The 20,297-nt window shown below is 67.0% G+C and carries 19 protein-coding genes, 3 tRNA genes and 1 pseudogene; 3 read left to right on the top strand and 20 right to left on the bottom strand.

The annotated features are described in order from the left end of the window. Nucleotides 1–58: 58 nt before the first annotated feature. The 12 genes from ACTIFU_RS08330 to ACTIFU_RS08275 form a co-directional block, all read right to left on the bottom strand. On the bottom strand, nucleotides 59–1,207 hold the full coding sequence (locus ACTIFU_RS08330; RefSeq protein ID WP_439577851.1) for an NADH-quinone oxidoreductase subunit D: 1,149 nt from the start codon (nucleotides 1,205–1,207) through the stop codon (nucleotides 59–61). 34 nt (nucleotides 1,208–1,241) lie between these two features. Further along, a complete protein-coding gene (locus ACTIFU_RS08325; protein ID WP_439577839.1) occupies nucleotides 1,242–1,844 on the bottom strand; it encodes an NADH-quinone oxidoreductase subunit C in 603 nt (200 codons plus the stop codon). Between the two features lie 13 nt (nucleotides 1,845–1,857). Continuing rightward, nucleotides 1,858–2,406 carry a NuoB/complex I 20 kDa subunit family protein gene (locus tag ACTIFU_RS08320; RefSeq protein WP_439577838.1) on the bottom strand — a complete coding sequence of 183 codons (549 nt, stop codon included), beginning with the start codon at nucleotides 2,404–2,406 and terminating at the stop codon, nucleotides 1,858–1,860. A gap of 22 nt (nucleotides 2,407–2,428) precedes the next feature. Then, the gene (locus ACTIFU_RS08315) at nucleotides 2,429–2,794 is read right to left on the bottom strand and encodes an NADH-quinone oxidoreductase subunit A (RefSeq protein ID WP_439577837.1); all 366 of its coding nucleotides are present in this window, start codon (nucleotides 2,792–2,794) and stop codon (nucleotides 2,429–2,431) included. Between the two features lie 137 nt (nucleotides 2,795–2,931). Continuing rightward, a tRNA-Asp gene (locus ACTIFU_RS08310) sits at nucleotides 2,932–3,008 on the bottom strand. Nucleotides 3,009–3,070: 62 nt separating this feature from the next. Further along, nucleotides 3,071–3,145: transfer RNA gene (locus ACTIFU_RS08305), tRNA-Val, on the bottom strand. A gap of 112 nt (nucleotides 3,146–3,257) precedes the next feature. Continuing rightward, nucleotides 3,258–3,530: an HU family DNA-binding protein gene (locus ACTIFU_RS08300; RefSeq protein ID WP_439577836.1), complete on the bottom strand. Its 273-nt coding sequence runs from the start codon at nucleotides 3,528–3,530 to the stop codon at nucleotides 3,258–3,260. A 275-nt stretch (nucleotides 3,531–3,805) separates the two neighbouring features. Further along, entirely contained in the window at nucleotides 3,806–6,232 is a 2,427-nt protein-coding gene (gene lon / locus ACTIFU_RS08295; RefSeq protein ID WP_439577835.1) for an endopeptidase La, read from the bottom strand. A gap of 157 nt (nucleotides 6,233–6,389) precedes the next feature. After that, nucleotides 6,390–7,646, bottom strand: a complete 1,257-nt coding sequence (gene clpX, locus ACTIFU_RS08290) for an ATP-dependent Clp protease ATP-binding subunit ClpX (protein WP_439577834.1) — start codon at nucleotides 7,644–7,646, stop codon at nucleotides 6,390–6,392. 130 nt (nucleotides 7,647–7,776) lie between these two features. Further along, a complete protein-coding gene (gene clpP, locus ACTIFU_RS08285; RefSeq protein WP_439577833.1) occupies nucleotides 7,777–8,415 on the bottom strand; it encodes an ATP-dependent Clp endopeptidase proteolytic subunit ClpP in 639 nt (212 codons plus the stop codon). Between the two features lie 115 nt (nucleotides 8,416–8,530). After that, nucleotides 8,531–9,862: a trigger factor gene (gene tig / locus ACTIFU_RS08280; protein ID WP_439577832.1), complete on the bottom strand. Its 1,332-nt coding sequence runs from the start codon at nucleotides 9,860–9,862 to the stop codon at nucleotides 8,531–8,533. A gap of 46 nt (nucleotides 9,863–9,908) precedes the next feature. Beyond that, nucleotides 9,909–9,993: transfer RNA gene (locus ACTIFU_RS08275), tRNA-Leu, on the bottom strand. Nucleotides 9,994–10,197: 204 nt separating this feature from the next. Here ACTIFU_RS08275 and ACTIFU_RS08270 point away from each other — a divergent pair. After that, nucleotides 10,198–11,100 carry a transglutaminase family protein gene (locus ACTIFU_RS08270; protein WP_439577831.1) on the top strand — a complete coding sequence of 301 codons (903 nt, stop codon included), beginning with the start codon at nucleotides 10,198–10,200 and terminating at the stop codon, nucleotides 11,098–11,100. A 76-nt stretch (nucleotides 11,101–11,176) separates the two neighbouring features. On the opposite strand, the gene ACTIFU_RS08265 is transcribed toward ACTIFU_RS08270, so the two are convergent. From ACTIFU_RS08265 to ACTIFU_RS08235, 7 genes are all read right to left on the bottom strand, one after another. After that, nucleotides 11,177–11,638 (bottom strand): fasciclin domain-containing protein, encoded by a 462-nt coding sequence (locus ACTIFU_RS08265; protein WP_439577830.1) that lies wholly within the window; start codon nucleotides 11,636–11,638, stop codon nucleotides 11,177–11,179. Between the two features lie 174 nt (nucleotides 11,639–11,812). Next, entirely contained in the window at nucleotides 11,813–12,631 is an 819-nt protein-coding gene (locus ACTIFU_RS08260) for a pyridoxamine 5'-phosphate oxidase family protein (RefSeq protein ID WP_439577829.1), read from the bottom strand. 109 nt (nucleotides 12,632–12,740) lie between these two features. Further along, nucleotides 12,741–13,277, bottom strand: a complete 537-nt coding sequence (locus ACTIFU_RS08255) for a type II toxin-antitoxin system VapC family toxin (protein WP_439577828.1) — start codon at nucleotides 13,275–13,277, stop codon at nucleotides 12,741–12,743. Next, nucleotides 13,240–14,055, bottom strand: a complete 816-nt coding sequence (locus tag ACTIFU_RS08250) for a hypothetical protein (protein ID WP_439577827.1) — start codon at nucleotides 14,053–14,055, stop codon at nucleotides 13,240–13,242. The genes ACTIFU_RS08255 and ACTIFU_RS08250 overlap by 38 nt, the downstream gene beginning before the upstream one ends. Before the next feature lie 11 nt (nucleotides 14,056–14,066). Further along, the gene (locus ACTIFU_RS08245) at nucleotides 14,067–15,461 is read right to left on the bottom strand and encodes an NAD(P)(+) transhydrogenase (Re/Si-specific) subunit beta (RefSeq protein ID WP_439577826.1); all 1,395 of its coding nucleotides are present in this window, start codon (nucleotides 15,459–15,461) and stop codon (nucleotides 14,067–14,069) included. 5 nt (nucleotides 15,462–15,466) lie between these two features. Next, complete coding sequence (locus tag ACTIFU_RS08240) at nucleotides 15,467–15,874, bottom strand: NAD(P) transhydrogenase subunit alpha (protein ID WP_439577825.1); 408 nt, start codon at nucleotides 15,872–15,874, stop codon at nucleotides 15,467–15,469. A gap of 14 nt (nucleotides 15,875–15,888) precedes the next feature. Continuing rightward, entirely contained in the window at nucleotides 15,889–17,058 is a 1,170-nt protein-coding gene (locus ACTIFU_RS08235; protein ID WP_439577824.1) for a Re/Si-specific NAD(P)(+) transhydrogenase subunit alpha, read from the bottom strand. A 168-nt stretch (nucleotides 17,059–17,226) separates the two neighbouring features. On the opposite strand from ACTIFU_RS08235, the gene ACTIFU_RS08230 reads away from it, so the two are divergent. Further along, on the top strand, nucleotides 17,227–19,389 hold the full coding sequence (locus tag ACTIFU_RS08230) for a malate synthase G (protein WP_439577823.1): 2,163 nt from the start codon (nucleotides 17,227–17,229) through the stop codon (nucleotides 19,387–19,389). A 187-nt stretch (nucleotides 19,390–19,576) separates the two neighbouring features. On the opposite strand, the pseudogene ACTIFU_RS08225 reads toward ACTIFU_RS08230, so the two are convergent. Next, nucleotides 19,577–20,118: pseudogene (locus ACTIFU_RS08225) on the bottom strand (IS630 family transposase); the annotation flags it as partial. Between ACTIFU_RS08225 and ACTIFU_RS08220 the strand changes: the two are divergent. Next, a partial coding sequence (locus ACTIFU_RS08220) for a rhodanese-like domain-containing protein (protein ID WP_439577822.1) occupies nucleotides 20,038–20,297 on the top strand: 260 nt, incomplete at its 3' end. The pseudogene ACTIFU_RS08225 and the gene ACTIFU_RS08220 overlap by 81 nt on opposite strands.

The following is a 20,297-nucleotide window of genomic DNA, read 5'->3' as shown; positions in this document are numbered from 1 at the left end:
TCGTCGGATTCACGCTACGCTCCTCGCTCCGCTGCGGTGCTCCGCGATCCGACGAACGTCACCGATCGATCTCCCCGAACACGACGTCAAGCGAGCCGATGATCGCCACCGCATCGGCCAGCATGTGGCCCTTCGACAGCCGCTCCATCGACTGCAGATGCGCGAAGCCCGGCGCGCGGATCTTGCAGCGATACGGCTTGTTGGTGCCGTCCGCGACCAGATAGACGCCGAACTCGCCCTTCGGCGCCTCCACCACCGTATAGGTCTCGCCCTCGGGTACGTGATAGCCCTCGGTGTAGAGCTTGAAGTGGTGGATCAGCGCCTCCATCGAGTGCTTCATCTCGCTGCGCGAGGGCGGTGCGATCTTGTTGTCCTGCACCTTCACCGGGCCGTCGGGCATCCGCTTCAGGCACTGGTCGATGATCTTGAGGCTCTCGCGCATCTCTGCGACGCGCACGAGGTAGCGGTCATAGCAGTCGCCGTTACGGCCGACGGGGATGTCGAAGTCCATCTCGGCATAGGTGTCGTAGGGCTGGGATTTGCGCAGGTCCCACGCCGCCCCGCTTGCGCGCAGGCAAGGGCCCGACCAGCCCCAGGCCAACGCCTCGTCGAGCGGCATCACGCCGATATCGACCGTGCGCTGCTTCCAGATGCGGTTCTCGGTCAGCAGCGTCTCGAGGTCGTCGATGAACTTGGGAAAGGTCGCGGCCCATTCGGCGATGCGCTCGTCGAGGCCGGCGGGCAGATCCTTCGCCACCCCACCGGGGCGGAAGTAGTTCGCGTGCAGCCGCGCACCGGAGGCCGCCTCGTGGAACTCCATCAGCTTCTCGCGCTCCTCGAAGCCCCAGAGCGCGGGCGTGATCGCACCCACATCGATCGCGTAAGTGGTGAGGTTCAGCAGGTGATTGAGGATGCGGCTGATCTCGGCGAACAGCACCCGGATGTACTGGCCGCGCTTAGGCACCTCGACGCCGAGCAGCCTCTCGGTCGCGAGCGCGAAGGCGTGCTCCTGGCACATCGGGGCGACGTAATCGAGGCGGTCGAAATACGGCACCGCCTGCAAGTAGGGCTTGTATTCGATCAGCTTCTCGGTGCCGCGATGCAGGAGGCCGATATGCGGATCGGCACGTTCCACCACCTCGCCGTCCATCTCCAGCACCAGCCGCAGCACGCCGTGCGCGGCCGGGTGCTGCGGCCCGAAATTCATCGTGTGGGTGCGGATCTCCACACCCGGGGCCGGCTCAGCCACGGTGCACCTTCTCGTCGCCAGGCAGCGTCGTCATACCCTCCCACGGGGAGAGGAAGTCGAAGTTGCGGAACTCCTGTGTCAGCCGCACCGGCTCGTAGACGACGCGCTTCTGCTCCTCATCGTAGCGCACCTCGACATGGCCGGTGAGCGGGAAGTCCTTGCGCAGCGGGTGCCCCTCGAAGCCGTAGTCGGTGAGGATGCGGCGCAGATCGGGGTTGCCCTCGAACAGGATGCCGTAGAGGTCCCAGGCCTCGCGCTCGAACCAGCCGGCGGCGGGCCAGATCTCGACCATGCTCGGCACCGGCGTCACCTCGTCGGTCGACACGACAACGCGCACCCGCCGGTTCGCCACCGGGGCGAGCAGGTTGTAGACGACATCGAACCGTTCCGGCCGCTCCGGCCAGTCGACGCCACACAGGTCCATCAGCTGGACGAAGGCGAAGCGGGGGTCGTCGCGCAGCGTACGCATCAAGGCGAGGAGAGACTCGCGGCGCGCGTCGACGTGGAGTTCGCCATGCGCGACTGCGGTGCCGATCACGGCATCGGGGCAGGCGGCTGCGATCTGGCCCCCCAGGGCCTCGATTGGGTCCGACACGGCGCGTGATCCTTCAGCGCCGCAGCACAGTGCCGGTGCGGCGGATCTTCTTCTGCAACTGCATGATGCCGTACACGAGCGCCTCGGCCGTCGGCGGGCAGCCCGGCACATAGACATCCACTGGCACCACGCGGTCGCAGCCGCGCACCACGCTGTAGCTGTAGTGGTAGTAGCCGCCGCCATTGGCGCAGCTACCCATGCTGATCACCCAGCGCGGCTCGGGCATCTGGTCGTAGACCTTGCGGAGCGCGGGCGCCATCTTGTTGGTGAGCGTGCCGGCGACGATCATCACGTCGGACTGGCGCGGGCTCGCGCGCGGAATGATGCCGAAGCGGTCGAGATCGTAGCGGCTCATATAGGCGTGGATCATCTCGACCGCGCAGCAGGCGAGCCCGAAGGTCATCGGCCAGAGGCTGCCGGTGCGCGCCCAGTTCACCAGCTTGTCGAGCTGCGCGACCACGAAGCCCTTCTCGGCCATCTGGTCGGTGACACCCTTCAGCACCGCGTCCTGCGCCGCACCGGGCCGAAGGGCATCCTTGTTCCAGGCGATCGCGGTGTTCATCGCAATCCCTCCTCCAGGCGCCTCATTCCCACTCCAGCGCGCCCTTCTTCCACTCGTAGATGAAGCCGATCGTCAGAACGCCAAGGAAGGCCATCATCGAGGCAAAGCCGAACCAGCCGATATCCGACAGTGCGATCGCCCAGGGGAACAGGAACGCGACCTCGAGGTCGAAGATGATGAACAGGATCGCGACCAGGTAGAAGCGCACATCGAACTTGCGGCGCGCGTCGTCGAACGCGTCGAACCCGCACTCGTAGGCCGAGAGCTTGACCGGATCGGGGCTCTGGCGCGCCAGGATCAGGCTTGCACCGACCATGGCAATCCCGATCGCACCGGCAATCCCGATGAAGACCAGGATCGGGAAATACTCGGCCAGAAGCGGTTCCATGCGCGGCCCGTCCTCAGTGGCGGGTGTGCTCGGCACCCACCGGGTTTCGCTGCGGTGCGACATTAGCCGCGTCCGGCGCGGCTTTCCAGAGATCGAGGAGGGAAAAGCGGACCGTGGCGGCAGCAGCGCCGCCGGCGTGGCGCGAGTGACGGGGCTCGAACCCGCGACCTCCGGCGTGACAGGCCGGCGCTCTAACCAACTGAGCTACACCCGCGCAACGCGGCCGGGATTAAGAGCGGCAGGGCGCGAAGTCAAGCGCGCCAACGCCCGCAAGCGTGGTGGGCGGTGACGGGATCGAACCGCCGGCATCCTGCGTGTAAGGCAGGCGCTCTACCGCTGAGCTAACCGCCCGTAGCGGGTTCTACGGGCCCGGCCTTCCACCCGGCAAGGGTCCGGAGATGCGAGGGGCCGGCCGCATCGCCGCGGGCCGGCCCCCGTCACTGGCGGCGCGGAGCCGCCGCGATCAGTTGACCGCGTCCTTCAGTCCCTTGCCGGCCTTGAAGCGTACGCTCGTCGAGGCCGGGATCTTGATCTCCTCGCCGGTGCGCGGGTTGCGGCCCTTGCCGGCCTTGCGCTTGCTGGTCGAGAACGTGCCGAAACCGACCAGCCGGACCTCCTGCTTCTTCTTCAGCGCCCCCTCGATGGCGGCGAAGATCGTGTCGAGCACCTCGGCGGCCTTGGCCTTGGAGAGGTCGGTCTTGTCGGCGACATGCGCCACGAGATCGTTCTTGTTCACGGGAGCTGCCCTCTTGCACGTGTTGGGGACGGAAACGGACGGGTGCAGGAACCGGGTGGGAGTCCCGCACCGTAACGCACTCTAGGCAGCCGAATTCCGGCCCGTCAATGCAACCGTCGGCAGAAAAGCCCGGAAATCCGCCGTTTTCTGGTCATGATCGCGCCGCAACCCGGATTTTGCGTGGCGATCGGCCCCGCGACTCGGTCGGACCCAGACGCGAAACGGACGGCGCATCGCTGCGCCGCCCGCGGAACGGTCCGACGACTCGGCCGTGGTCAGTGCGCGAGCCGGGCCTCGCCGACCGCGTCCTGCTTCGCCGATGCAGGTTCCTGCGGCTCCTCCCAGTCGATCGGCTGCGGCAGACGCACCAACGCCTCGCGCATCACGTCGTCCACCGACGCGACCGGAACGATCTTCAGTCCCTTCTTCACGTTGTCGGGGATCTCGGCGAGGTCCTTCTCGTTCTCCTTCGGGATCAGCACCGTGGTGAGCCCGCCGCGGAGCGCCGCGAGCAGCTTCTCCTTCAGCCCGCCGATCGGCAGCACCCGGCCGCGCAGTGTGATCTCCCCGGTCATCGCGATCTCGCGCCGCACGGGGATGCCGGTCAGCGCCGAGACGATCGAGGTCGCCATCGCCACGCCGGCAGAGGGGCCGTCCTTCGGCGTCGCACCCTCGGGCACGTGCACGTGGATGTCGCGCTTCTCGAACAGCGGCGGCTTGATGCCGAACGAGAGTGCGCGCGACCGGACATAGCTCACCGCCGCCTGCACGCTCTCCTGCATCACGTCGCCGAGCTTGCCGGTGTGCTTGACGTTGCCCTTGCCCGGCATCAGCACGGATTCGATCGAGAGCAGCTCGCCGCCCACCTCGGTCCAGGCGAGCCCGGTGACCACGCCCACCATGTCCTCGAGCTCGGCCTCGCCATAGCGGAACTTCCGCACGCCGGCGAACTTCTCGATGTTCTTCCGGGTGAACGCGACCTTGCCCGCCTTCCTCTGCACGATCTCGCGCACAGCCTTGCGCGCGAGCCCGGCAAGCTCGCGCTCGAGGTTCCGCACCCCCGCCTCGCGGGTGTAGTAGCGGATCAGGTCGCGCAGCGCCTCGTCGGAGATCGACCACTCGTCGGGCTTCAGCCCGTTCGCCTCCGACACCTTGGGGATGAGGTGGCGCTTGGCGATCTCCACCTTCTCGTCCTCGGTGTAGCCGGGCAGGCGGATGATCTCCATCCGGTCCAGCAACGGCTGGGGCATGCGCAGCGAGTTTGCGGTCGTGACGAACATCACGTCGGAGAGGTCGTAGTCCACCTCCAGGTAGTGGTCCTGGAAGGTGCTGTTCTGCTCGGGGTCGAGCACCTCAAGCAGGGCCGAGGAGGGATCGCCGCGCCAGTCCGCCCCAAGCTTGTCGATCTCGTCGAGCAGGAACAGCGGGTTCGACGACTTCGCCTTCTTCATCCCCTGCACGACCTTGCCCGGCATCGAGCCGATATAGGTGCGCCGGTGGCCGCGGATCTCGGCCTCGTCGCGCACGCCACCCAGCGACATGCGCACGAAGTTCCGCCCCGTCGCCTTCGCGATCGACTTGCCGAGCGAGGTCTTGCCGACGCCCGGCGGCCCGACCAGGCAAAGGATCGGCCCGCGGATCTTCGGACTCCGCGCCTGCACGGCGAGGTACTCGAGGATGCGCTCCTTCACCTTCTCCAGGCCATAATGGTCGTCGTTCAGGACCTTCTCGGCCACCTCGATGTCGGTCTTGACCTTGGTCTTCTTCTTCCAGGGGATCGACAGCATCCAGTCGAGGTAGTTGCGCACCACCGTCGCCTCGGCGCTCATCGGGCTCATGGTGCGGAGCTTCTTCAGCTCCTGCATGGCCTTCTCGCGCGCCTCCTTGGAGAGGCGCGTCTTCTTGATCTTCTCCTCGAGCTCAGCCGCCTCGTCGCGCCCCTCCTCGCCCTCGCCAAGCTCCTTCTGGATCGCCTTCAGCTGCTCGTTCAGATAGTACTCGCGCTGGGTCTTCTCCATCTGGCGCTTCACGCGGTTGCGGATGCGCTTCTCGACCTGGAGCACCCCGATCTCGCTCTCCATGTGCGCGAACACGCGCTCAAGCCGCTCGGCGACCGAAGGGGTATCGAGCAGCTCCTGCTTCTCGGGGATCTTGAGCGACAGATGCGAGGCGACCGTGTCGGCGAGCTTGGCCGGATCCTCGATCTGGTTGATCGACACCAGCACTTCGGGCGGGATCTTCTTGTTGAGCTTGATGTACTGCTCGAACTGCCCGACCACGGTACGCGCCAGCGCCTCCAGTTCACGCGGCTCGGCGGCCTGCTCGTCCATCGGCTCGACGAAGGCCTCGAAGAACGCCTCGGTCTCCTTGAAGGCTGCGATGCGGGCGCGCTTGCCGCCCTCGACCAGCACCTTCACCGTCCCGTCGGGAAGCTTGAGCAGCTGCAGCACGGTCGAGACCGTGCCGACATGGAAGATGTCGTCCACTCCGGGATCGTCCTGCGCGGCGTTCTTCTGGGTGACGAGCAGGATCTGCTTGTCGTCCTTCATCACCGCCTCGAGCGCGCGCACTGACTTGTCGCGCCCGACGAACAGCGGGACGATCATGTGCGGGAACACGACAATGTCGCGCAGCGGCAGGACCGGCAGCGTCTCCGCTGCGAGGGGTCCGGTCGGCGCGGGCAGCCCTGGTGTGTCGGTCATGGTCTTCGGCTTTCTCCTCAGGCAGCCCACCCGGCGCGCATCCTGCCTCGCCGGCCGGGCCCCGGCCTTGATCGGGGGGATATGGTCAGCGGGGGCCCCGAACACCCCCCCTTGACGCGGATGGCGGCCGCGCAGTTCGCGCAGGCGGCCGGTCAGGTCACGCGGTCGTGCTCTCGCCGCGCCGTTCCGCGTAGATGAACAGCGGGTTGGCCCGACCTTCGGCCACCTCGCGGTTGATCACGGTCTCCTCGACCCCGTCGAGCCCGGGGAGGTCGAACATCGTCGCGAGCAGGATGCTCTCCATGATCGAACGGAGCCCGCGCGCGCCGGTCCGCCGCGCAATCGCGCGGGTGGCGACGGCGCGCAGCGCATCGTCGGTGAAGGTGAGCTTCACCCCCTCCATCTCGAACAGCCGGCCGTACTGCTTCACGAGCGCGTTCTTCGGCTTGGTCAGGATGTCCACCAGCGCCTGTTCGTCGAGGTCCTCCAGCGTGGCGACCACCGGCAGGCGGCCAATGAACTCGGGGATCAGGCCGAACTTCAGCAGGTCCTCCGGCTCGACCTCGCGCAGGATGACGCCGGTGCGGCGGTCCTCGGGGCTGCGCACATCGGCGCCGAAGCCGATCGCCGTGCCGCGGCCGCGCGCGGCGATGATCCGCTCGAGCCCCGAGAAGGCGCCGCCGCAGATGAACAGGATGTTGGCCGTGTCGACCTGGAGGAACTCCTGCTGCGGGTGCTTCCGCCCGCCCTGCGGCGGCACCGAGGCGATGGTGCCCTCCATGATCTTCAGCAGGGCCTGCTGCACACCCTCGCCCGAGACATCACGCGTGATCGAGGGGTTGTCCGACTTCCGGCTGATCTTGTCGACCTCGTCGATGTAGACGATGCCGCGCTGCGCCCGCTCGACATTGTAGTCGGCCGCCTGGAGCAGCTTGAGGATGATGTTCTCGACATCCTCGCCCACGTAGCCGGCCTCGGTCAGCGTGGTCGCGTCCGCCATGGTGAAAGGGACATCGAGGATGCGCGCGAGAGTCTGCGCCAGAAGGGTCTTGCCCGATCCCGTGGGGCCGACCAGCAGGATGTTCGACTTCGCGATCTCGACGTCATTGTTCTTCTGGCCGTGGGCGAGCCGCTTGTAGTGGTTGTGGACCGCCACGCTCAACACACGCTTGGCGTGATCCTGCCCAATGACGTAGTCGTCGAGAACCTTGCAGATCTCGCGCGGTGTCGGGATGCCGTCGCGGGTCTTGACGAGGTGCGTCTTGTGCTCCTCGCGAATGATGTCCATGCAGAGCTCGACGCATTCATCGCAGATGAACACGGTCGGACCGGCAATCAGCTTACGCACCTCGTGCTGCGACTTGCCGCAGAACGAGCAGTACAAGGTATTCTTTGAGTCGCCCGACTTGCTCATGCTCGCTCCCGACTCTGGGGCGTCCCTCCGCCTCGCGATGTTAGTCCCCACCCCCGGCAGGCACAAGGAGAGGGGAGCGGCGCGCCACGGCGCCTGCCGCCCCTTTGCCTCCCGCCGGACGAGGCGGACGCTACTTCCGCTCGGCCTCGGGGACGGGCCGGTTCTCCACCACCTGGTCGACGATGCCGAAGGCCTTGGCCTCCTCGCCCGACATGAAGCGGTCACGCTCCAGCGTCCGCTCGACGGTTTCGAGGTCCTGGCCGGTGTGCTTGACGTAGATCTGGTTCAGCCGCGCCCGCACCGCCAGGATCTCGCGCGCCTGGATCTCGATGTCCGTCGCCTGGCCCTGCGCCCCGCCCGAGGGCTGATGCACCATGATCCGGCTGTTCGGCAGCGCATAGCGCTTGCCGGCAGCCCCCGAGGCCAGCAGCAGCGAGCCCATCGAGGCCGCCTGGCCGATGCAGACGGTGCTGACGGGACTGCGGATGTACTGCATCGTGTCGTAGATCGCGAGCCCCGCCGTCACCACCCCGCCCGGGGAGTTGATATAGAAGGCGATGTCCTTGTTCGGGTTCTCGCTCTCCAGGAACAGGAGCTGCGCACAGAGCAGGCTCGCCGCCTGGTCGAACACTGGCCCGGTGAGAAAGATGATCCGCTCCTTCAACAGGCGCGAATAGATGTCGAACGCCCGCTCGCCGCGAGCGGTCTGTTCGACCACCATCGGCACCAGCGTGTTGCCATAGACCTCAAGCGGATCGCGCTCGCGCATCGTCGCAGTCGAACCTCGTGTCCAGGGGTGCGTACCGGCCGAGTCCCGGCCAGGCGTCTCACAGGAATATAGGCCGCCTCGGCCGGCCTGCCAGCCACCCCCTGCCGGGGGCGGGTCAGGCGCCGTCGGCCTCCGGGTCGCGCATCAGCTCGTCGGGGTCAACCGGCTTCTCGCTGACTTTGGCGAGCGCCAGCACGTAGTCGATCACCTTCTCCTCGAAGATCGGTGCGCGGAAGCGTTCGATCGCCTGCGGGTTCTGCTGGTAGTACTCCAGGACCTTGCGCTCCTGGCCCGGGTAGCGCTGCGCCTCCGCGATGATCGCGCGCTTGAGCTCGTCCTGCGACACGGTCAGGTTGTTGGCGCGGCCGATCTCCGAGAGCAGCAGGCCAAGCCGCACCCGCCGCTCGGCGATCGCCCGGTACTCCGACTTCAGGGTCGCCTCGTCCTTGCCCTTGTCGGTCTCGTCGAGCTGGCCTGCCTTCATGTCCTGCTCGATCCGCTGCCAGATGGCGCCGAACTCGGCCTCCACCATCGCCTCGGGCGCGGGAAAGGCCGCCTGCTCGGCGAGCTTGTCGAGCAGCGCGCGCTTCAGCCTCAGTCGCGAGAGCTGGTCGTACTCGCGCTGGATCGAGCCGCGGATCGCTTCCCGCACGGCGTTCAGATCGGCAAAGCCGTGCTTCGACGCCAACGCATCATCGATCGAGGGCGGCAGTGCCCGGCGCAGCGCCTTGGCGGTGACGCTGAAGACGGCGGTCTTGCCGGCGAGGTCCTCGGCCGGATAGGCCTCGGGGAAGGTGACGGTGACCTCGCGCGTCTCGCCGGGCGAGAGCCCGACCAGCCCCTCGGTGAACCCCGGCACGAAGCCCGCGCCGCCGACCTCCACTTCCATGTCGGTGGCCGTGCCGCCCTTGAAGGCGCGGCCGTCGATCCGGCCGGTGAAGTCCACCACCAGGAGTTCGCCTGCAACAGCCGGGCGGGTCTCCTCGATCGCCTCGCTGTTGCGGTGCCGCTTCGCGATCTCCTCGAGCCGCCGGGCGACCTCGTCATCGGACGGCGCCGCGGCCAGCTTCTCGACCTCGATCGCCGCGAGGTCGGGTACGGTGATCTCCGGCAGCAGCTCGACATCGAGGTTGAACTCGAGATCCGCCCCGTCCGCCCAGTTGACGATCTCAACCTTCGGCTGCACCGCCGGCTTAAGCCCGCGATCGGTCACGATGCGCCGTGCGGCGTCGTCCAGCGAGCGCTCGAGCACCTCGCCCATCACCGCCTGGCCGTAGCGCTGGGCGACGATCTTCGCCGGCACCTTGCCGGGACGGAAGCCGGGCAGGCGCAGGTCCTTGCCGATCTCGGCGAGCCTCGCCTCGCGCCGCGCGGCGATGTCCGCGGCGGGCAGCACGACCGCGAAGGCGCGCTTCAGACCCTCCGAGCTCTTTTCCGTCACCTGCATGGCAATCCGACCCCGATCCTCCGGTCCCGCGAACCGGCCGCAACGATGGTGCGGGCGGAGGGACTTGAACCCCCACGACTTGCGTCACCGGAACCTAAATCCGGCGCGTCTGCCAGTTCCGCCACGCCCGCAGGGCGGGCGCCCGCCCGAGAGGGGCCGCGTGTAGCGCAGCGGGGCGGGCCCGGCAAGGGCAGGACGGCCCTGAGATACAACGGTGCCGCGGCGGGCCGGATGCGCCAGACACCAGGCATCGCGCACAGGAGAACAGCCGCATGGTGGCCGGGCCGCCGCGGACGGTGTAGGGGACTTCCCCCTTCCCCGCCGCGGCCAAGGCGATGCCAACCGTCTCGATCACCCACAGCGCCCTCTACCGCTACGCCGCCGCCGTGACGTTCGGCGATCACCGGCTGATGACGCGCCCGCGCGACAGCCACGACCTGCGGCTGATTGAGGCCACGCTCGCGATCACGCCGGCGGCGTCGCTGCGCTGGAAGCACGACGTGTTCGGCAACTCGGTCGCGATCGCGAGCTTCGCCGCGCCGTCTGACACGCTGGAGATCGTCTCGCGCATGACCCTCGGGCATTTCCCTGCCGATCCGCCCGACGTCGCCGCCCTGATCGAGCCCTATGCCGAGACTCATCCCTTTGCCTATCCCGCCGAGGAGGCCGAGGATCTCGCCCCGGCGCTGCGCCGCCACGACCCCGATCCGGACCGGCTTGTCGATACGTGGGCGAAGCGGTTCCTCAGCGCCGCCGGGCCGACGCGCACGGCGGATCTGCTGATCGCCATCACCCGCGCGATCCAGGCCGAGTTCCGCTATGAGGCCCGCGAGGCGGAGGGCACCCGGTCCGCGCCGGAGACGCTGCGCACGGGCTGCGGCGCATGCCGCGACTTCGCGCTGTTGATGATGGAGGCGTGCCGCAGCCTGGGGCTCGCCGCGCGTTTCGTCTCGGGCTACCTGTACGATGCCGAGATGGTCGATGCCGCAACCCCGGTGGTCGGCGGCGGCGCCACCCATGCCTGGTGCGACGTCTATGTGCCGGGCGCCGGGTGGGTCGAGTTCGATCCGACCAACGGGCTGGTCGCCGGGCGCAACCTGATCCGTGTCGCGGTCGCCCGCACACCGGAACAGGCGGTGCCGGTCGCCGGGTCCTGGACCGGGCCGACGAACGGATTTCTCGGCATGACGGTGAGCGTGGACGTGGCGGTGGGCGAGGCAACGGCGCCGGCGGGCTGAACGCGCGGAAGGTCACCCCGTCTGCAGCCGGGGTGGAGAGCCGCGCGGGACGGGCAGGATCCGCCCCTCACGCCCCTCAGGCGGTCCAGCCTCCGATGAGGCCGTCGATGCAGTGCGCGATGCCATTGCTGGCAGCGACATTCGCGACCCAGATCACGCGGCCCTCGATGCGCGGCTGACCGCCGCCGCCATTCCAGACCGCGACCGAATCGCCACCCACCGTGCGCAGCAGCTCGAGATCACCGCCACGCTCGCTGCCGAGCCCGCCCGGATAGACCATCACCGGCTTGGTGGTGATGTGCCGCAGCAGTACCCGCCGCAGCCGGCCCAGGTCACCCACCAGCGTCTCCATGGTCGGCGCATGGAAGCTCTCGAAGTACGGGTTGTGCGGCGCGAACAGGCCGAACTGACCGGGCTTGGACAGCTCACCCTCAAGGCCCGCCGCCTTCACCAGCCCCGCGAACCGGGAGAGGTCGCGCGAGACGTTCAGCACATCCAGCAGCGTCATCGTCCGCGCCGCGGCCGCCGTGGGACGCAACAGAGTCGCTCCCCCGGCTGCCAGCGCGACCGCAGATGCCGCCAGACCGATGGTCCGTCGAGTCACCATGTGGTCCACTCCTTCGTTGCAAGCGGAGTGATTTCCGCCCGCAGCGAGGCTTCGCCCCGGTGCGCGCCGGGGTTTCGGTCACACGGATGTCAGCAGCGCGCGCCGTCAGTAGAGCCGGTCGCGGTAGCCGACCAGCGTGTCGGCCTCGGCGGCGTCGGGGTCCATCCCGCCGAGCTGCTCGGCGATCATGCGCCCGATCGGCGGGATCGTGCCGGGCGGGACATGTCGTTCGGGGTTCCAGATCTCGCTGCGGATCAGGGCCTTGCCGCAGTGGAAGAACACCTCCTCGACCGAGACCACGAGCGCCGAGGACGGGAGCCTGCCCTGCGCCGGCATCTCGGCGAGCAGATCGGCCTCGGTGCTGATCCGCGCGCGTCCGTTCACCCGCAGCGTCTCGTGCACGCCGGGGATCATGAAGAGAAGGCCCAGGCGGGGGTTCGAGGCGACGTTCAGCAGCGTATCCACGCGGTTGTTGCCGCGCCGGTCCGGCAGCGCCAGCGTGGCGTCGTCCAGCACGCGCACGAAGCCGGGCGCATCGCCGCGCGGGGTCGCATCGCACCAGCCGCGCGCGTCGGCGGACGCGACCACGCAGAACGGACTCAGCGCGATGAAGCGCCGCGCCCAGGTGTCGAGCCGAGTGATCGTCTTGGCGGCGGCGAGCGCGCGCACCTCGCCGGAGTGCGCGCGCAACGCCGCCGGCGTGGCGGGCGCCACGGCCGGGGGGGCCGCGTCGTCATGGGCGCCGCGCGGGACGACCTGCATGCGGGTGATCGTCACCGGCCCGGCGCGCAGCAGGTTCATCGCCGAGACGATCATCTCGGCGAGCCGCTCGGGCGTGACGCTCTCGCCGGGGATGTCGAGCAGGAAGTCCTGCGCCTCGATATGGCCGCCATTGGCGAAGTCGACGCGGGCGTCGAACTTCACGCGGAACCGACTGGACGGGTCCGGCCGGTAGGGCGGGGCGTCGGGCGGAGGTACAGAAACCACAGGCATCAATCTGGACATGTCGTCAGCACCTTCCCTCGGTTCCAGTTCAAAGAAGTCTTGGCTCATAATCACCTCTGCCCGGTGTGCAGACCTTGATCGAATGGTCAGCTACAGTGTTCCCAAGTTTAAGTATGCCAATAGAATTACCACGGCCGCTGGCATCAAAAGTGTGAAACTCTGACGCCCGATGTATGATCGCTGTCGCCAGATGAATAGCATCTGGTGTAGTTAACGTCTTGCCGCCAAATTCTTCATCGTTTACGATATAATAATTGCGTAAATCGTGAGCAAGGCATGCAATAGGTGCATCCACATTTACTCTTTCTACGTTGTCAAGATTAAATATCTCTTCAAACATACGATCGACGCCGGCGGGCAGGTGAGCATCAAGAACTTCTGTTAGCACCAACACAGACGCAAGTAAGGTAATCTCGCGGCGCCTGAGCCGTGTCGCCATGTCTTTCATGGCGCTGATATCGACTTCATCACGTTGCTCTCCTCCTTTAAGGAGAGTTATATAAACACATGAATCCCAGTACACGATCTTAGGTCCAGGCATTTCGATGATCCCGAACAAACTCATCGCTTGCTTGCCGGCCTATCAACTTTGGTGCAATACCCCACAATCGTGCAAAGACATCTTCATGGACAAGGATGGGAAATGTTCTCATTTCATCGACATCGACGAGATGTGTAAAGTAAGCGTTGGGCCTATAGTACAATTTTCCAGAAACCTCGACACGTCGATCGAGCGCGCCGACGACCCGATCGAGGTCCTTCCGATGGAACCTGCAGATAATACGCCTTGGGCCTGTCATTGGATATATAGCAAATATGTTCCTTTGATTATGAATATTTACTTGTTCCAGTCTTCCATTAACGGATCCAAAAACCCAAACGCTCTTACGGTCAATTTGTTCAATTTTTTCTTCAAACGGGCGATCCAGCTGAAATTCAATGTTATCGATCCGCAGTTTAGCTGAGGCAAATTTTGTTGCTCCTGTTTTGGCCAGCGCAGACAGAGAATCAAATGCAGGAAAAGAAAATTCCGGTAGATCATGTTCCTTCTCAATAGCATCAAGGGTCTTCAGGAAATTGCTAGTCAGGAAGCTGACATCAACTTGGTCCTTCTTTCTTGAGTGAAGTTCTACTCTCATTTTGAGCGGAGAATTAAATGAAATTTGGATAATACGAAGCTGGAGAGCAGCCATGCTGTTAGCCATGACGCTGAGTCGGCGTACGCTGGCCTTAATCTGATCAAGCAGAGCGCTTACGGCTTCAACTGTAGGGTAGCCGTCATCCTCAGGTCTACCTTCCAGCTCGACCTCGATAGTGGGTGGAATGTCCAGATCAACGCCCACAGCTTGCTCCCTCAATGCGCGAGCGCCTGCACCAGCTCCTCGGTCATCTTCTTCGCATCCCCGAACAGCATCATCGTGTTGGGGCGGAAGAACAGCTCGTTGTCCACGCCCGCATAGCCCGAGCCCATCGAGCGCTTGACGAACAGCACGGTCTTGGCCTTGTCCACCTCCAGGATCGGCATGCCATAGATCGGCGAGGCCGGATCGGTCTTGGCCGCAGGGTTGGTGACGTCGTTCGCACCGATGACATAGGCGACGTCGGCGGTCGCGAAGTCGTTGTTGATCTCCTCCAGCTCGAACACCTCGTCGTACGGCACGTTCGCCTCGGCGAGCAGCACGTTCATGTGCCCGGGCATGCGGCCGGCGACAGGGTGGATCGCATATTTCACCTCCACGCCCTCCTTCTTCAGGAGGTCGCCCATCTCGCGCAGCGTGTGCTGCGCCTGCGCGACCGCCATGCCGTAGCCCGGCACCACGATCACCTTGGAGGCATTCTTCATGATGAAGGCGGCATCCTCGGCGGCACCCGCACGCACGCTGCGCTCGCCCGCGGCGGCGGCGCTGGCCGCTCCGCCCTCGCTGCCGAAGCCGCCCAGCAGCACGTTGATGATGCTGCGGTTCATCCCCTTGCACATGATGTAGGAGAGGATCGCACCGGCGGCACCCACCAGCGCGCCCGCGATGATCAGCATCAGGTTGCCGACCGTGAAGCCGATGCCCGCCGCCGCCCAGCCCGAGTAGCTGTTCAGCATCGAGATCACCACCGGCATGTCGGCGCCGCCGATCGGGATGATGATCAGGAACCCGATCGCGAAGGCGAGGAGTGCCAGCAGCCAGAACAGCGCGTGGCTCTCGGTCGCGCAGAAGATCACGGTGAGTACCAGGATCACGATCGCGATGACGAGATTGAGCAGGTGCTGCTGCGGGAAGGTGATCGGCGCGCCCGACATGATCCCCTGCAGCTTGGCGAACGCGATCACGGAGCCCGAGAAGGTGATCGCGCCGATCACGAGGCCGAGGCTCATCTCGATCAGGGATGCGGTCTTGATCGCGCCGACCGTGCCGATGCCGAAGGATTGCGGGGAGTAGAGTGCCGCGGCGGCGACGAACACGGCCGCCATGCCGACCAGCGAGTGGAACGCCGCGACGAGCTGCGGCAGCGCGGTCATCTGGATGCGCCGGGCGATGATCGTGCCGATCGTGCCGCCGATCACCACCGCGATCAGGATCCAGACATGGCCTCCCATGCCCGGGCGGACCAGCGTGGCGAGCACCGCGAGCGCCATCCCGGCCATGCCGTACGTCACGCCGGCGCGCGAGGTCTCGGGATGCGAGAGCCCGCGCAGCGCGAGGATGAAGCAGACCGAGGCGACCAGGTAGGCGAGCGTCGTGACGGCGGCACCCATGGCGCTCAGCTTCCCTTCTTGCGGAACATCGACAGCATCCGGTGCGTGACCAGGAAGCCGCCGAAGATGTTCACCGAGGCCAGCAGCACCGCGAAGAAGCCGAACACCCGCGCGATCGTGTCCTCGGCGAGCCCGACGGCAAGAAGGCCGCCGACCACGATCACCGAGGAGATCGCGTTGGTCACGCCCATCAGCGGCGAATGCAGCGCCGGGGTGACGTTCCAGACGACGTAGTAGCCGACGAAGCAGGCCAGCAGGAAGATCGTCAGCAGGAACAGGAAGGGCTCGGCCACCTCGGCCACCGGCTGCGCCGCGGCGGCCGCCTCGAGCGCGAGGGCCTGCGCCCGTTCGGCCAGTCCAGCCGCCTCGCGCGCGATCTCGCCCGCGCGTCCCGCGATGTCGCTCATGCTCATGCTGTTTCCCTCGGTTACGCGGCTGCGGCCGGCTTCCCGGCAAAATGCGAATGGACCACGGCGCCGCCCCGGGTCAGCGCCACGCCCTGGACGATCTCGTCCTCGGGCTTGAGATTGGGCTTCTTCGCCTCCTTGTCCCAGAAGGCGGCCAGGAAGGTCAGCAGGTTGCGCGCATAGAGCGCCGAGGCCGCGACCGCAATCCGCCCGGGCCAGTTGCGCCAGCCCAGGATCGTCACGCCGTTGGCGGTAACGCTCCGCTCGCCCGGTACGGTCAGGGCGCAGTTGCCCCCGGCATCCGAAGCGATGTCGACGATCACGCTGCCGGGCTTCATCGAGGCCACCATCTCGGCGGAGATGATCTTCGGCGCCGACCGGCCCATGGTCAGCGCGGTGCAGATGAGGATGTCCTGCTTCTTCACCGTCTCCGCCATGAGCTTGGCCTGGCGGCGGCGGAACTCGTCGCTCATCTCCTTTGCGTAGCCGCCGGCGGTCTGGGCGGCCTTGGTCTCCTCGGTTTCGACGCCGACGAAGGCAGCCCCGAGTGACTTGATCTCCTCCTTGGCCGCCGGGCGCACGTCGGTGGCCGAGACGCGGGCGCCGAGACGCCGGGCGGTTGCGATCGCCTGCAATCCGGCAACCCCGGCGCCAATGATAAGGACGCTCGCCGGCGCGACCGTGCCGGCGGCCGTCATCATCATCGGGAAGGAGCGGCCGTACTCCGCCGCCGCCTCGATCACCGCGCGGTAGCCCGCGAGGTTCGCCTGCGAGGACAGCACGTCCATGCTCTGGGCTCGGGTGATGCGCGGCAGCAGCTCCATCGCACAGGCATCGATCCCGCGCTCGGCATAGGCGGCGACGCGGGAGGCGTCCTCCCACACGTTCAGTGTGCCGACCAGCAGCGCGCCGCGCGGGATCAGCGCCAGGTGATCCACCGCGCCCTCGCCGGGGCCGAGCGGGGCGCGGACACAGAACACGATTCCAGCGCCAGCGAGTGCGGACGCGGGATCGGGGGCGATCTCGGCGCCGGCGGCGGCATAGTCGGCATCGGGCACCGAAGCCCCCTCGCCCGCCCCGGCCTCGACCGCCACTGACAGGCCGAGCCCGAGCAGCTTCTTCACCGTATCGGGCGTGGCCGCGACCCTGGCCTCGCCCGGCCGGCGTTCCTTCAGCACCGCAAGGCGCATTCCCGACCCCTGTCCTGCTGGGCGGAGCCGCGACGGCCCCGCAAGGAATGATGAGCGGTCAACCTGCCCGATGGTGATGGGGTGAGGCAAGGGCAGGCGCGCGCCCTCGACAAGGGCGCCGGGATCGGAAATACCCCTGGCCAAGCGGGTTCGAGGAGGCACAACCATATGGATCGCGTTGAGATCGGCGGGATGAGGATTGCCAAGGCGCTGGCGACGTTCATCGCCGAGGAGGCCGCACCCGGCACCGGGATCGATCCGGAGGCGTTCTGGACCGGATATGCGGCGCTGCTCCGCGACCTCGCTCCCCGCAACGCCGCCCTCCTGGCCAAGCGCGACGCGCTGCAGACGCAGATCGACGCGTGGCACGCCGCACGACGGGGCAAGCCGCACGACCCGGTCGCCTACGAGGCCTTCCTGCGCGAGATCGGCTACCTTCTGCCGCCGCCCGACCCGTTCAAGGTGCGCACCGCCAGGGTGGATGACGAGATCGCGCGCATCGCCGGCCCGCAGCTCGTGGTGCCGGTATCGAACGCGCGCTACGCCCTGAACGCGGCGAACGCCCGCTGGGGCAGCCTGTACGATGCGCTCTATGGCACGGACGCGCTGGCGCCGGTCGACCTGAACGCCCGCGGCTACGATCCGGCGCGCGGGACGAGGGTGATCGCGAAGGCGCGCGCAGTGCTCGATCAGGCGACGCCGCTGGCGAGCGGAACCCACGCCGATGCGACGCGCTATGCGATCGCCAACGGCGCGCTCGCGGTGACGCTGAAGGGGGGGACTGCGACCGGATTGCGCGACCCGGCGCAGTGCATCGGCTACGCCGGCGACGCAGCCGGGCCGTCCTCGGTGCTGCTGCGCCATCACGGGCTGCACATCGAGATCGTCATCGACCGCGCCCACTTCATCGGCAGGGACGATCCCGCCGGCGTCGCCGACGTGGTGCTCGAGAGCGCGGTGACGACGATCCAGGACTGCGAGGACTCGGTCGCGGCGGTGGATGCCGCCGACAAGGTCGAGGTGTACCGCAACTGGCTCGGGCTGATGACCGGCAAGCTCGTCGCGAGGTTCCCGAAGGGCGGAGGGATGGTCGAGCGGCGGCTCAACCCTGACCGCAGCTGGACCGGCCTCAATGGTGGCGCGGTGACGCTGCACGGCCGGTCATTGATGCTGGTGCGCAATGTCGGCCATCACATGATGACCGACGCGGTGCTGGACGCGGAGGGCCACGAGACGCCGGAGACGATGCTCGACTGCGCGGTGACCAGCCTGATCGCGCTGCACGACCTCAAGGGGCTCGGCAGCGTGCGGAACAGCCGCGTGGGCTCGGTCTACATCGTCAAGCCGAAGATGCACGGGCCGGAGGAGGTGGCATGGGCGGACGCTCTGTTCGCGCGGGTTGAAGACCTCCTCGGGCTCGCGCGCTACACGCTGAAGATGGGGATCATGGACGAGGAACGGCGCACGACGCTGAACCTCGCCGCCTGCATCGCGCAGGTGCCGGATCGGGTGGTGTTCATCAACACCGGCTTCCTCGACCGCACCGGCGACGAGATCCACACCTCGATCGAGGCCGGGGCGATGATCCGCAAGAACGACATCAAGTCCACGCCGTGGATCGCGGCCTACGAGGACAACAACGTCGATGTCGGGCTCGCCTGCGGGCTGCCGGGCCATGCGCAGATCGGCAAGGGCATGTGGGCGATGCCGGACCGGATGGCGGAGATGCTGGCGCAGAAGGTCGGGCATCCGAAGGCAGGGGCGACCACGGCGTGGGTGCCCTCGCCGACCGCCGCGACGCTGCATGCTCTGCACTACCACGAGGTGGACGTGGCTGTGCGTCAGGCGGAGCTCGCCAGGGGCGGACGGCGGGCGAAGCTCGGCGATCTGCTGACGTTCCCGGTGGTGGACCGGCCAAACTGGAACCCGGCCGACCTTCAGGCGGAGCTCGACAACAACTGCCAGGGCATCCTTGGGTATGTGGTCCGCTGGATCGACCAGGGAGTGGGGTGCTCGAAGGTGCCGGATATCAATGATGTCGGGCTGATGGAGGACCGGGCGACGTTGCGCATCTCGTCGCAGCATGTGGCGAACTGGCTGCTGCACGGCGTGGTGAGCGAGGCGCAGGTGATGGAGACGCTGCGGCGCATGGCGGCGGTGGTGGACCGGCAGAACGCCGGCGACCCGCTGTATCGGCCGATGGCGCCCGGCTTCGACGGGCCGGCGTTCCGCGCCGCGTGCGATCTGGTGTTCAAAGGCCGGGTGCAGCCGAACGGCTACACGGAGTTCCTGCTGACGCAGTGGCGCCGGGAGGCGAAGCGGGCGGCGTAAGTGCAAGGTCCAGGAAACTCAGTTCCCTGGCGGGAGAGCCCTCTCGGTTCATTTGCTGCTCCGCCGCAATGTGGCTCGGGGGGCTGTTGACGAACGGGCGCCAGGCTGGTCCGAGCGCTGCTCGTGTGTGTGTTGACCGCGGCGCGATCGCGACAGGGAGGCAAAGGAACACCGTGAGCACACAGAGTAAGGCTGCGAGGACGTGATCTGGGTCGGCAGTCCAAGGTGAAGGGCTCGGGGTGCCTGTTGTGTTCGGCGACGTAGCGGTTGATCGCGGCCTGGAGGTCGACCAGCGAGCCGAAGACCCCGCGCTTGAGCCGACACCGGGTGAGCGCCAGGAAAAAGCCCTTCACGGCGTTGCGCCACGAGGCGCTGGCGGGCCGTGAAGTGGAAGGTCCGGCGGGGATGGCGGACGAGCCAGGCGCGCACCTCGGGGTGATTATGGGTGGCGTCGTTGTGCCGCTGCACGTCGCCTTCGGCTCCGACCACGGCGTGAACCATTTTCCCTGCCGGCACCGCGGTCTCGACCTGGTTGAGGAAGCGGATGAACTCCTGATGCCGGCGGCGCTGCATGTAGCGGCCGATCACCGTGCCCTCCACCACGTTCAGCGCGGCGAACAGGGTGGCGGTGCCGTTGCGGATGGCGTCGTGGGTCAGCCGAGCGCAACCTTGCCGAGCGTTGCGGCCCACTTCACGTCCCACGGCAGCTTCGAGCCCGTGTCGCGTGCGGACCTGCTTGCCCACCTCAGGGCAGGCAGCGTCACCTTGCTCGATGTGCGGCCCGAGGACGAGTTCGCCGCTGGCCACCTGCCGGGCGCGCCGAGCGTGCCGCTCGATCGTCTCGACGCGGCGATCGCCGCACTGCCGCGCGACCGCGAGGTGATCGCCTATTGCCGCGGCCCTTGCTG

Source organism: Elioraea sp. (assembly GCF_051860475.1).
In the GTDB taxonomy this organism is placed as follows: domain Bacteria; phylum Pseudomonadota; class Alphaproteobacteria; order Acetobacterales; family Acetobacteraceae; genus Elioraea.
Note: the sequence above shows the minus strand (reverse complement) of the source record. Positions and strands in the feature narration are given on the sequence as shown.